Consider the following 12,095-nt stretch of genomic DNA (forward strand, 5'->3'; position numbering starts at 1 on the left):
GAGCATATGGGCTTTTGCGGCAAGCGAAAGGCAATGGGCGGCATTTTCCCGTCTGCGGGCGCCATTTTTGAAGAATTGATGTGTTTGAAATGCGGTTTATGGCCCGGCTTTAGGTTAGCCGCCCGCCTGTGCCTCAACGTCCTCAAGCCACGCCAGAATCTCAGTCCGGTTGCCGTCGAGCTGCGGGGCTGGGCGGCGGGTATCCGGGTCCGGCAGGCCGCTCATCTTGATCGGGTTGCCGGCGGACAGGTTTTCCGGGCGGCCGTCTTCGTCCAGCACATCGACAACCATGTTGCGGGCCAGGATCTGCGGGTCGCGCAGCACCTGATCCACGGTCTGGATCGGGCCGGTGGGAACGCCGGCCTCGCTCAGCACGGCGATCCAGTGGGCTTTGGGCTGATCCAGAGTAATTGCTTCGATCAAGCGCTTCAGAAGGCGCGCGTTTTCGCAGCGCGCCGGGTTGGTGGCAAAGCGCGGGTCCGCGGCCAGCGGCAGCTGCAGAGCTTCGCAGAGCCGGGTAAACAGCGCGTCATTGCCGGCCGCGATCACGAACAGCCCGTCCGCAGCGTGGAAGGTCTCAAACGGGGTGATTGACGGATGCCGCGCACCGGAGGGTTGCGGTGCTTCGCCGGTGACGGAGGTGATGGCGATGGCGTGTTCCAAGAGGGCCAGCTGGCTGTCCAGCATCGCAACGTCGATGAACCGGCCCTTGCCTGTCTTCTGCACGTCCAGGAGTGCCGCGAGAATGCCGTGGCCGAGGAACATGCCCGCAACAATATCGCCGATGGAGGCGCCGACCCGGACCGGCTCGCGGTTTTTCTCTCCGGTGATCGACATGACCCCGCCACGGGCTTGAACCACCATGTCATAGGCCGGTTTCAACGCGTCCGGGCCGGTGTGCCCGAAGCCCGAGACCGCACCGTAGATCAGCCGGGGGAACCGGGCGTGCAGGTCTTCCCAGCCGTAGCCCAGCCGCTGCATCACCCCGGGCCGGTAGTTTTCCAGGAGCACGTCCGCCTGACCTAGCAGGCGTTCGAAGATTTTACGGTCCTCCGGTGCCTTTAGGTCCAATGCGATGCTTCGCTTGCCGTGGTTGATGGTTGCGAAATAGGCGCTGCTGCCGTGTTTGAAGGGTGGGAAGGCGCGGGTGTCGTCGCCGGTGCCGGGCCGTTCCACCTTGATCACCCTGGCGCCGAGGTCTGACAGGATCATCGAGCAATAGGGGCCTGCCAGAACATGGGTCAGGTCCAGAATGGTGATGTTTTCCAAGGGGGCGGACATGGCAAAATCCTGCATCATTTCTGCAGCTTTACTGATAACCGCAGCAGTGCCGCGCGCATTGACCCAGATCAGCCTGCTGCCAAAGAATTGCTGCGCTGCAGGAATTCTTGGCGCCGGCCTCTTTCCACCCGCAAGCTTCTGTGCCATAGGGTCACCGCCAAACGGGGTTATGCATGAGGACGACCAATGCAGATTCGTGAGGCTCTCACCTTTGATGATGTTCTACTGGTGCCAGGCGCGTCGAGCGTTCTGCCCAACACTGCGGATACGCGCACACGGGTGACCCAGTCGATCGCCCTCAACATTCCGCTGCTGAGTTCGGCAATGGACACCGTGACCGAGGCACGGATGGCGATTGCGATGGCGCAGGCCGGCGGCATGGGCGTGATCCACAAGAACCTGAACACCGAGGAACAGGCCCGCGAAGTGCGCCGGGTCAAGCGGTTTGTTTCCGGCATTGTTTACAACCCCATTACCCTGACCCCGGATCAGACCCTGGCCGATGCCCAGGCGCTGCAGGAACGTTACCGCGTCACCGGCTTCCCGGTGGTTGATGGCTCTGGCCGCGTGGTTGGCATCGTCACCAACCGCGACATGCGCTTTGCCAATGATGCCAGCACGCCGGTTTCGGTGATGATGACCTCGAACAACCTGGCGATGCTGCAGGAACCGGCCGATCTGGAAGAGGCCAAGTCGCTGATGAAGGCGCGCCGGATCGAAAAGCTGCTGGTGTCTGACAAGGATGGCAAGCTGACGGGTCTCTTGACCCTCAAGGACACCGAACAGGCAGTTCTGAACCCCACTGCCTGCAAGGACGAGCTGGGCCGTCTGCGCGTTGCGGCTGCCAGCTCTGTCGGTGACAGCGGCTATGAGCGTTCTGAGGCGCTGATCGACGCAGGTGTGGACGTGGTGGTGGTGGACACTGCGCACGGCCACTCCGCCGGCGTGATCGACGCGGTGAAGCGGATCAAGGCGCAGTACAGCAACATTCAGGTGATTGCCGGCAACGTGGCCACCGGTGAGGCGACGCGTGCGCTGATCGACGCAGGCGCGGATGCGGTCAAGGTTGGCATCGGCCCCGGCTCTATCTGCACCACCCGCATGGTGGCGGGCGTTGGTGTGCCGCAGTTGACCGCGATTATGGATTGCGCCGCAGCGGCCGGCGACGTGCCGGTTATCGCGGATGGCGGTATCAAGTTCTCCGGCGACTTTGCCAAGGCAATCGCGGCGGGCGCGTCCTGCGCCATGGTCGGCTCGATGATTGCCGGCACCGATGAGTCGCCGGGAGAGGTGATCCTCTATCAGGGCCGTTCCTTCAAATCCTACCGCGGCATGGGGTCCATGGGCGCCATGGCGCGCGGCTCTGCTGACCGGTATTTCCAGAAGGATGCGGCCAGCGACAAGCTGGTGCCGGAAGGGATCGAAGGCCAGGTGCCTTATAAAGGCGGCGCAAACGCAGTGATCCACCAGCTGGTGGGCGGTCTGCGCGCGGCGATGGGCTATACCGGCTGTGCAACCGTCGACGAGATGCGCAAGAACTGCAACTTCGTCCGCATCACCGGTGCCGGCCTGAAGGAAAGCCACGTCCACGACGTGCAAATTACCCGCGAAGCGCCGAACTACCGGGTGGGCTGAGACTATGATGGCCGCTTGTGATACCGGGGCAGGGGCATGACCCCCGCCGCCCGCCTGCAGGCGGCCATTGAAATCCTGGACCAGGTGCTGGCAGGGGAACCTGCCGAGAAGGCGCTGACTTCCTGGGGGCGCCGCAGCCGTTTTGCCGGTTCCAAGGACCGGGCGGCAGTGCGCGATCATGTGTTTGATGCGGTGCGCTGCCTGCGCTCGCATGCAGCCAACGGCGGTTCCCGCACAGGGCGCGGCCTGGTCCTGGGCGCGCTGCGCGAGGCAGGGCAGAACCCGGATGAGGTGTTCACCGGCCAGAGCCATGCGCCCGCACCTCTGACGGACGGGGAACGGGAACTGCCGTCCGCGCCTGCCGGGGCGGAGGCGCTGGATATCCCTGACTGGCTGTGGCCGGATTTCGCTGCCAGCCTGGGGGATCAGGCTGAGGCTGCTGCGCTGGCGATGCGCAGCCGGGCGCCGGTGCATTTGCGGGTGAACAGCGCGCGCGGAACTGTTGAACAGGCGGTGCAAGCATTGGCTGCGGAAGGCATCATTGCTGAACCGCATCCGGCAGCGGCAACCGCGCTGGAGGTGACCGAAGGCGCGCGGAAATTGCGCAACGCCAAACCGTATCAGGACGGACTGGTAGAACTGCAGGATGCGGCCAGCCAAGCCGTGACGGACCGTTTGCCGCTGACGGACGGCATAAAGGTCCTGGATTATTGCGCCGGCGGCGGCGGCAAGACACTCGCCATGGCGGCCCGGGGCGGCATAAAGAGCTTCGCACATGACGCCGACCCGCGGCGGATGAAGGATCTTCCGGCGCGCGCCGCGCGTGCCGGGGCAAAGGTTTCGCTGCTTTCGACTGCGGATCTGGCAAGCTCCGGGCCGTTTGACCTGGTTTTGTGCGATGTGCCTTGTTCCGGTTCCGGTTCCTGGCGGCGGGCGCCGGAAGGTAAATGGCGTCTGACCGCCGAAGGGCTGGCGGATCTGCAACGCATCCAGGGTGAAATCCTGCGCAAGGCCGCCGGGCTGGTCTCACAGGATGGTGTGCTGGCGTATGCGACCTGCTCCATGCTGGATGGTGAAAACATCGCGCAGGTTCAACGGTTTATGGATGATAATCCCGGCTGGGATCTAGCCGATCAAAACGGCTGGCAGGTGCAGGATGGCACCGACGGCTTTTATGTTGCTGTGTTGACGCGCGCGAAACGCGGTTGATAGGGTTTTGGCTGAAAACCTTTGTGTTTCTTAACGTGGTTTTAACCTAAACCGCCGCGTTATGGCGGCATTCTCTATTGACCATGGAGCCGTAATGTCCGGTCGCCAAGACACCTCCGTTCCGGAACTGCGAGTTTACGCACCTGAGCACGCCAGGCTGGCGGCGACACTGCTGCTGGCGGTGATCCTGATGGCTGGGCCTTTGATGCTGCCGCTGCCGGATTGGATGGGACGTGGTTTTGTCATGGTCGGGCTGACGCTGGCTGCGGTGGCAGTGCTGCTGGTGGTGCAGACCCGGATGCGTCTGAACGCACGGTCGATGGCGGCAGAGCTATTGACCGGTTTCATCGAAAAAGATGCTACGCCCAGTTTTGTCACCGACGGCGACGGTATGATCCATGCCTGCAACGGTGCCGCGGTCAAGCGGTTTCAGGATGCCAGCCGCGATACTCTGGCGGGCACTTTGCGCTCGATCCTGGCGAACCCTTCCGCAGTGCTCTACCGGCTGCAGAGCCGGGCCCGCGTTGATGGCGCGGCGCGTGAGGATATCGTGACCCGCCGGGGCCATGTGCGGCTGGCCGTGCACCAGATGAGCGGCGGCAGTTTCCTGTGGCGGGTCGAGGATATTCTGGACCGCGGCGGCAATGGCCGCGGCGCCGATGCGCTGCCGGTTCCGATGATCACGGTAGGCCGCACCGGCGCGGTATTGTTCATGAACGAAGCCGCCCGCAGCCTGATTGGTGAGCGGGTGAAATCCACTGACCGCCTGTTTCCGGCGCTGCCGGTGCTGCCGGGTCAGATCAACACGCTCAGCACCAAGGAAGGACCGAAGCAGGTTCTGGTCAGCGAGCAAAACCGCACTCAGGGCCGCAGTGAACTGTTCCTGATGGAGGTGGACGAAAGCAGTTTCGACTCTGCCCAGGCCGGGTTTGAGGCGCTGCCGGTGCCTTTCCTGAAGGTGGCGCCGACGGGTGAGATCCTGAGCAGCAACCGGATGGCGCTGCGGCTGCTTGGCGTCGACAACTGCGCCAATCTCAAACTTGGCCAGCTGATGGAGGGCCTGGGCCGCCCGATGTCGGATTGGCTGCGCGACACCGCGGACGGGCTGGCTCCCAACAAGTCGGAGTTCCTGCGGCTGTCCCGCTCGGACAAGGAGGTCTTTGTCCAGGTCACGCTGACCCGCGTGGTGGAAGATGGCACGCCGCTGCTGATTGCGGTTCTGAATGACGCAACTGAGCTGAAGACGCTGGAAGCGCAGTTCGTGCAAAGCCAGAAGATGCAGGCAATCGGCCAGCTGGCAGGTGGGGTTGCGCATGACTTCAACAACCTGCTGACAGCGATCTCCGGACATTGCGACCTGCTGCTGCTGCGCCATGATCAGGGAGATCAGGATTACGGCGATCTGATCCAGATCCATGAAAACGCCAACCGGGCGGCCTCGCTGGTAAGCCAGCTGCTGGCGTTCTCGCGCAAGCAGACATTGCAGCCGGAAACCCTGGATGTGCGGGATACGCTGTCGGACCTGACCCACCTGCTGAACCGCCTGGTGGGGGAAAAGGTCACCCTGACCCTCAGCCACGATCCGGTGATGAAGTCGATCCGAGCCGACAAGCGGCAGCTGGAACAGGTGCTGATGAACCTGGTTGTGAACGCCCGTGATGCGATGCCGCAAGGCGGCGAGATCCGGGTCGAAACAGAGGTCATCTCTCTCGATAAGCCGCTGGAGCGGAACCGGGCTACGGTGCCTGCTGGCGACTGGGTGACGGTGAAGGTTTCTGACGAGGGCGTCGGAATTGCACCGGATAAGCTGCAGAAGGTCTTTGAGCCGTTTTACACCACCAAGCGTACGGGTGAAGGAACCGGCCTGGGCCTGTCCACGGCCTATGGCATCATCAAGCAGACGGGCGGCTATATCTTTGTCGATTCGGTAAAGGGGCACGGCACCCAGTTCACTCTGTTCTTCCCGGTCTATAAGCAGCAATCAGAGCAGATGACTGCTGAGAAGCCGGAAGCGGCGGAAGATAAAACTGTTGCTGCACAGCATGGGGAGGGCGTGGTGCTGCTGGTCGAGGACGAGGCGCCGGTGCGTGCCTTTGCATCCCGTGCGCTCAGGATGCGCGGCTACACGGTGCTGGAGGCGGAGTCGGCTGAGGATGCCCTGCGCACGCTGGAAGATCCGGGCCTGACGGTAGACGTGTTCGTGACCGATGTGGTGATGCCGGGCATGGACGGCCCCAGCTGGGTGCGCGAGGCGCTGAAGGAGCGCCCGGATACCCGCGTGGTGTTCGTCTCCGGCTATGCAGAGGGCGCCTTTGGCGAGGCAGAGCCGGATGTGCCGAACTCAGTGTTCCTGCCAAAACCCTTCTCTCTCAACCAGTTGACCGAGACAGTGCACGCGCAGCTGCATTGACCTGACAACCCGCCGGTTCCGGCAGGTTTTCTTTCAGCGGACCGGAATGCTGCTGTATAATTCGAACTCAGCCGCGCGCTTGCGCCGCAGGTGCGCCTCAGCTTCAGGGCTGAGATCCAGAGGCGCCTGAGGGCTGACGTTCTTGCGGTCCAGGCGGATTTCGGTGTCCAGACGGGATTCAAGAAACCCTTTCAGCGCGTCCTGATCCTCGTAACGGAACAGATGGCTGACTTTGCAGCCGTTTGGCTGCGCTTCCAGGAATTTTGCCTGGCTGCCGACATTGGCAAACGCAGGCGGCTTGCCCTTGCAATAGGCGTGCAGGAAGCCGTCGAAACTGACCCCCTTGGTCGAGTTGGGCTTGCCGTCCAGCGCTGCCCGCTGCCGGTAGCGGTACCAGCTGCCCAGCCAGCTGACAGGTTCGCGCACGACGGCCGCAACCTCCAGTTCAGCGCCGCAGACCTTCTCGAACATCGGCCGGATCCAGCGGTTGTAGCGGTAGAGAGGCGCGTGTTTAAGTTCCGGCGGATCGGAAATCACCAGATCGGCACGGTTTCGCAGGGCCGCCTGAAATGCGGTGGTGCCGGTTTTGGGAACAGACAGAAGTGCCAGCCGTTCCTTAAAAAATATCATCATTCCGTTAACTGCCCGGTAAATAATCTTGCTGCCGATTAACCATAAACCAATCTTTAACATCCCGGTCCCGAAGTGGGTACACCAGAAACTTGTTGCAATGTTCTCTTTTTGATCTCATAAGGAACAAGAGGTGAACAAAGCAGTGATTGCCGCGCGCCCCGGTGTGTGACACATAGAAAAGGACAAGGGACTATGGCGGATCTTTTGACCATGAAAAATAAAGTAAGCGGTGACAAGCAAAAGGCGCTCGACAGCGCGCTTGCCCAGATTGAGCGGCAGTTCGGCAAAGGCTCGATCATGAAGCTCGGCGATGGCACTGCTCTGCAGGAGATCGAGGCAAGCTCGACCGGCTCTCTGGGGCTCGACATCGCGCTGGGTATCGGCGGCCTGCCGATGGGGCGGATCATTGAAATCTACGGCCCGGAAAGCTCGGGCAAGACCACGCTGACCCTGCACTGCATTGCAGAACAGCAGAAGAAGGGCGGCGTTTGCGCCTTTGTCGACGCGGAACACGCGCTGGACCCGCAGTATGCGGCCAAGCTGGGCGTTGATCTGGATGAGCTGCTGATTTCGCAGCCCGACACCGGCGAACAGGCGCTGGAAATCACTGATACCCTGGTGCGCTCTGGCGCGGTCAACATGGTGATCGTCGACTCGGTGGCAGCACTGACCCCGAAGTCGGAGCTTGAGGGCGACATGGGCGATAGCAATGTCGGCGTGCAGGCCCGCCTGATGAGCCAGGCGATGCGCAAGCTGACCGGCTCCATCAGCCGCTCCAAATGCATGGTGATCTTCATCAACCAGATCCGGATGAAGATCGGCGTGATGTTCGGCTCCCCCGAAACCACCACCGGCGGCAACGCGCTGAAATTCTACTCCTCCGTCCGTCTGGACATCCGCCGCATCGGTGCGATCAAGGACCGGGATGAGGTGGTCGGCAACGCAACCCGCGTCAAGGTGGTGAAAAACAAGGTGGCACCTCCGTTCAAGCAGGTTGAGTTTGACATCATGTATGGCGAAGGCATCTCCAAGATGGGCGAACTGCTGGATCTGGGCGTGGCGGCCGGTGTCGTCAACAAGTCCGGCGCCTGGTTCTCCTACGGGGATGAACGGATCGGGCAGGGGCGGGAAAACGCCAAGACCTTTCTGAAGGAAAACCCGTCTGTTGCCTTTGACATTGAGGACAAGATCCGCGCCTCCCACGGGCTGGAATTCGAGCGCCCGGCGACAGACGACGCGGACGATATCCTTGAGGCCTAAACGCCGGAAAATCTGATCAAATCCCGAAACATTTAGGGCGTGGCGCGAGCTGCGCCCTTTTTCGCGGGGTGACGCCGCTTCCCGCTGTGGACAGCGCCCTGGTGCGGGGTTAAACCTGCCCGGAACGCTTAGAAAAGCCCGCAAGAGATCCCGCATATGCCGACGCTCAACGATATCCGCTCAACCTTTCTGAACTACTTTGCCAAACAGGGGCATGAGGTGGTCGATTCCAGCCCGCTGGTGCCGCGCAATGACCCGACCCTGATGTTCACCAACTCGGGCATGGTTCAGTTCAAGAACTGTTTCACCGGAGTGGAAACACGCGACTACAAGCGCGCCACCACTTCGCAGAAATGCGTGCGGGCTGGCGGCAAGCACAACGACCTCGACAACGTCGGTTACACCGCGCGCCACCACACGTTTTTCGAAATGCTCGGTAATTTCTCCTTTGGCGACTACTTCAAGCATGAGGCGATCCCTTTTGCCTGGGAGCTGATCACCAAGGAACTCGAGGTTCCGAAGGACCGGCTTTACACCACCGTTTATCACACCGATGACGAAGCCTTTGACATCTGGAAAAAGATCGGCGTGCCGGAGGACCGGATCATCCGTATCGCCACCTCGGACAATTTCTGGCAGATGGGCGATACCGGCCCCTGCGGCCCCTGCACCGAGATCTTCTATGACCACGGCGACCACATCTGGGGCGGCCCTCCGGGCTCGCCGGAGGAAGATGGCGACCGCTTCATCGAGATCTGGAACCTCGTCTTCATGCAGAACGAGAAGTTCGCGGACGGCTCGATGGTGGATCTGGAGATGCAGTCCATCGACACCGGCATGGGGCTGGAGCGGATCGCGGCGCTGCTGCAGGGCACCCACGACAACTATGAGACCGATCTGTTCAAGTCACTGATCGAAGCCTCGGCGAACGTCACCAACACCGATCCGTTTGGCGATCAGAACGTGCATCACCGGGTGATCGCGGACCACCTGCGCTCCTGCTCCTTCCTGATTGCCGAAGGCGTTCTGCCGTCGAACGAGGGGCGCGGCTATGTGCTGCGCCGGATCATGCGCCGCGCGATGCGCCATGCCTCGCTGCTGGGCGCCACCGATCCGGTGATGCACAAGCTGGTGCCGTCGCTGGTTCAGAAGATGGGCGCAGCCTATCCGGAACTTGGCCAAGGGCAGGCGCTGATCGAGGAGACCTTTGAGCAGGAGGAAACCCGTTTCCTCAAAACCCTGGACCGGGGTCTGAAACTGCTGGACGAAGCCTCTGCCGATCTGGGCAAGGGCGACGTGCTGCCGGGTGAGACTGCGTTCAAGCTGTATGACACCTACGGCTTCCCGCTCGACCTGACGCAGGACGCCCTGCGCGCCAAGGAAATCGAGGTCGACACCGATGGGTTCGACGCTGCGATGAAAGAGCAGAAAGAGAAATCCCGCGCTGGCGGTATTGGTTTGGGCGAGGCCGCGGATGTGAAGGTTTACTTCGACATCGTGGACGCAGCCGGCACCACTGATTTCTTAGGCTATGAGACCGAGAAGGCTGAAGGCCAGATCGTAGCCATCGTCAAGGACGGCGCGCAGGTGCAGTCCGCGGCCAAGGGCGACACGGTGCAGGTGATCCTGAACCAGACGCCGTTTTACGGCGAAAGCGGCGGCCAGGTCGGTGACACCGGCGTGCTGACCGTTGAAGGCGGCGCGGCACGTATCACCGACACCAAGAAGGTGGAGGGCCTGTTCCTGCACATCGCCGAAGTGACCGAGGGCGAAATTGCCGTTGGCAAGGGCGCGGCGATGGGAGTGGATCACGCGCGCCGCAGCAAGATCCGCGCCAACCATTCGGCCACTCACCTGCTGCACGAGGCGCTGCGCAACGCGCTGGGTGAACATGTGGCGCAGAAGGGCTCTTTGAATGCTGAGGACCGCCTGCGGTTTGATTTCAGCCACAACAAGGCGATGAACGCGGATGAACTGGCCAAGGTCGGCTCGGAAGTGAATGATTTCATTCGCCAGAACACACCCGTGTCCACCCGGATCATGACCCCGGATGATGCACGCGAGCTGGGCGCCCAGGCGCTGTTCGGCGAGAAATACGGCGAAGAGGTCCGCGTTGTCTCCATGGGCCGTGCACCGACCGGCAAAGGCCACGATGGCGATACCTATTCGATCGAACTGTGCGGCGGCACCCATGTGAAGCAGACCGGCGACATCGGCACATTTGTTATCCTGGGCGACAGCGCGTCCTCTGCTGGGGTGCGCCGGATCGAGGCGCTGACCGGTGCCGCGGCGGTTGAGCATCTGGAGCGCGAGGCAGGCCGCATGGCTGAGGTCGCTGGTGCGCTGAAGGCGCAGCCTGCGGAGGTTCTGGACCGCCTCAAGGCAATGATGGAAGAGCGCAAAGCGCTGCAGAACGAGATTTCCAACCTCAAGCAGCAGATTGCCATGGGCGGCGGCTCCGGTGGCGGCGCTGAGGCCAAGGACGTCAATGGCAAGAAGTTCCTGGCCCAGGCGCTGCAGGGGGTTTCCGGCAAAGATCTCCGCGGGCTGATTGATGCGCACAAGCAGAACATCGGCTCCGGTGTGATCCTGCTGATCGCGGAGGACGACGGCAAGGTGGCCGTGGCCGCTGGCGTGACCGATGATCTGACCGGCGATATTTCTGCTGTTGACGTGCTGAAGGCCGCGGTTCCTGCTGTGGGCGGCAAGGGGGGCGGCGGCCGTCCTGATATGGCCCAGGGCGGCGGCAAGGACTTCTCTGGCGCCGAGGAAGCCATCAAGGCAGCAGAGGCTTTGCTGGCGGGCTGACCATTTGGTCAAAAAATGCTTGGTCTTTCCGGCAAACTGCCTAAGCTGCCGGAAAGATCATCACTAAGGGAGGCTCTGATGCCCGCACTCTGGATCGCACATGTGACCGTCACCGACGCCGATGCCTATGGCAAATACGCTGAGCTTGCAGGCCCGGCCATCGCCGCGCACGGCGGGGAATTCATTGCCCGAGGCGGCCGGTTCGTGCAGCTGGAGGGCAAGGAGCGCCCGCGCAACGTGGTTGCGAAATTCCCCAGTGTCGAAGCGGCGGTGGATTGCTATCACAGCCCCGAATATCAGGAAGCCCTGAACCATGCGCGCGGCGCGTCTGAGCGCGAGCTGATGGTGGTGGAAACTTCCGAGTAATGGTCACCGCATTTGCGGAAATGCTGAAACGCCACGCGGCCCCGGGCCGGGTGGCGTGGATTGGTGTGCGTCCGGGCAGGCGTGAAGAGGTTCAGGCGCCTGAAGCGACTGGCATCTCCGTTGGTGGTCTAAGTGGGGACCACGCCAAAGAAGGTAAGCGCGCAGTAACCTTGATTCAGGCGGAACACCTCCCGGTGATCGCAAGCCTGGCGGGCCTTGAGACCGTTCATCCGGAGCAGTTGCGGCGAAATCTTCTTGTTTCAGGTATCAACCTTGCAGCCCTGCGCAAAGCTTCGCTGCGGGTCGGCAGTGCGGTGCTGCGTGTCACCGGTCCCTGTCCACCGTGTTCGCGGATGGAGGAAGTGCTGGGCCACGGCGGTTACAATGCGATGCGCGGCCATGGCGGCTGGTATGCCGAAGTACTGGAACCGGGCAGGGTGGCCTTGGGAGACAGGGTTACGCTTTTAACCGTCTCAGAATGAAAAACAACGGC

At 62.1% G+C, this 12,095-nt stretch carries 9 protein-coding genes; 7 read left to right on the forward strand and 2 right to left on the reverse strand.

Translation table 11 applies throughout. The features are described from left to right. Window positions 1-114: 114 nt before the first annotated feature. Window positions 115-1,281, reverse strand: coding sequence for a CaiB/BaiF CoA transferase family protein (locus tag RA25_RS07280; protein ID WP_039171267.1), 1,167 nt, complete (start codon window positions 1,279-1,281; stop codon window positions 115-117). A gap of 186 nt (window positions 1,282-1,467) precedes the next feature. On the opposite strand from RA25_RS07280, the gene guaB reads away from it, so the two are divergent. The 3 genes from guaB to RA25_RS07295 all read left to right on the forward strand — a co-directional run bounded on the left by guaB (window position 1,468) and on the right by RA25_RS07295 (window position 6,535). After that, window positions 1,468-2,916: an IMP dehydrogenase gene (gene guaB, locus RA25_RS07285; RefSeq protein WP_019296266.1), complete on the forward strand. Its 1,449-nt coding sequence runs from the start codon at window positions 1,468-1,470 to the stop codon at window positions 2,914-2,916. Window positions 2,917-2,952: 36 nt separating this feature from the next. Continuing rightward, window positions 2,953-4,125 (forward strand): RsmB/NOP family class I SAM-dependent RNA methyltransferase, encoded by a 1,173-nt coding sequence (locus RA25_RS07290; RefSeq protein WP_039171064.1) that lies wholly within the window; start codon window positions 2,953-2,955, stop codon window positions 4,123-4,125. Between the two features lie 94 nt (window positions 4,126-4,219). After that, window positions 4,220-6,535 carry an ATP-binding response regulator gene (locus RA25_RS07295; protein WP_039145883.1) on the forward strand — a complete coding sequence of 772 codons (2,316 nt, stop codon included), beginning with the start codon at window positions 4,220-4,222 and terminating at the stop codon, window positions 6,533-6,535. Window positions 6,536-6,568: 33 nt separating this feature from the next. Here RA25_RS07295 and RA25_RS07300 read toward each other — a convergent pair whose 3' ends face one another. Next, a complete protein-coding gene (locus tag RA25_RS07300; protein ID WP_039171067.1) occupies window positions 6,569-7,168 on the reverse strand; it encodes a hypothetical protein in 600 nt (199 codons plus the stop codon). A gap of 192 nt (window positions 7,169-7,360) precedes the next feature. On the opposite strand from RA25_RS07300, the gene recA reads away from it, so the two are divergent. From recA to RA25_RS07320, 4 genes are all read left to right on the forward strand, one after another. Further along, window positions 7,361-8,428 (forward strand): recombinase RecA, encoded by a 1,068-nt coding sequence (gene recA / locus RA25_RS07305; protein ID WP_019296270.1) that lies wholly within the window; start codon window positions 7,361-7,363, stop codon window positions 8,426-8,428. 156 nt (window positions 8,429-8,584) lie between these two features. Then, window positions 8,585-11,236 carry an alanine--tRNA ligase gene (gene alaS, locus RA25_RS07310; RefSeq protein ID WP_039171070.1) on the forward strand — a complete coding sequence of 884 codons (2,652 nt, stop codon included), beginning with the start codon at window positions 8,585-8,587 and terminating at the stop codon, window positions 11,234-11,236. 78 nt (window positions 11,237-11,314) lie between these two features. Further along, on the forward strand, window positions 11,315-11,602 hold the full coding sequence (locus RA25_RS07315; RefSeq protein WP_019296272.1) for a DUF1330 domain-containing protein: 288 nt from the start codon (window positions 11,315-11,317) through the stop codon (window positions 11,600-11,602). Continuing rightward, window positions 11,602-12,084 carry an MOSC domain-containing protein gene (locus tag RA25_RS07320; RefSeq protein WP_039171072.1) on the forward strand — a complete coding sequence of 161 codons (483 nt, stop codon included), beginning with the start codon at window positions 11,602-11,604 and terminating at the stop codon, window positions 12,082-12,084. Before RA25_RS07315 ends, RA25_RS07320 begins: the two co-directional genes overlap by 1 nt. Window positions 12,085-12,095 lie beyond the last annotated feature (11 nt).

It is taken from the genome of Leisingera sp. ANG-S5, assembly GCF_000813925.1.
GTDB lineage: Bacteria > Pseudomonadota > Alphaproteobacteria > Rhodobacterales > Rhodobacteraceae > Leisingera.

Bases quoted from the DNA above. Each gene is read 5' to 3' on its own strand.
- RA25_RS07320 (WP_039171072.1), top strand. From the start codon at position 11,602: ATGGTCACCGCATTTGCGGAAATGCTGAAACGCCACGCGGCCCCGGGC.
- RA25_RS07300 (WP_039171067.1), bottom strand. From the start codon at position 7,168: ATGATGATATTTTTTAAGGAACGGCTGGCACTTCTGTCTGTTCCCAAA.
- RA25_RS07290 (WP_039171064.1), top strand. From the start codon at position 2,953: ATGACCCCCGCCGCCCGCCTGCAGGCGGCCATTGAAATCCTGGACCAG.
- recA (WP_019296270.1), top strand. From the start codon at position 7,361: ATGGCGGATCTTTTGACCATGAAAAATAAAGTAAGCGGTGACAAGCAA.
- guaB (WP_019296266.1), top strand. From the start codon at position 1,468: ATGCAGATTCGTGAGGCTCTCACCTTTGATGATGTTCTACTGGTGCCA.
- RA25_RS07295 (WP_039145883.1), top strand. From the start codon at position 4,220: ATGTCCGGTCGCCAAGACACCTCCGTTCCGGAACTGCGAGTTTACGCA.
- alaS (WP_039171070.1), top strand. From the start codon at position 8,585: ATGCCGACGCTCAACGATATCCGCTCAACCTTTCTGAACTACTTTGCC.
- RA25_RS07315 (WP_019296272.1), top strand. From the start codon at position 11,315: ATGCCCGCACTCTGGATCGCACATGTGACCGTCACCGACGCCGATGCC.
- RA25_RS07280 (WP_039171267.1), bottom strand. From the start codon at position 1,281: ATGTCCGCCCCCTTGGAAAACATCACCATTCTGGACCTGACCCATGTT.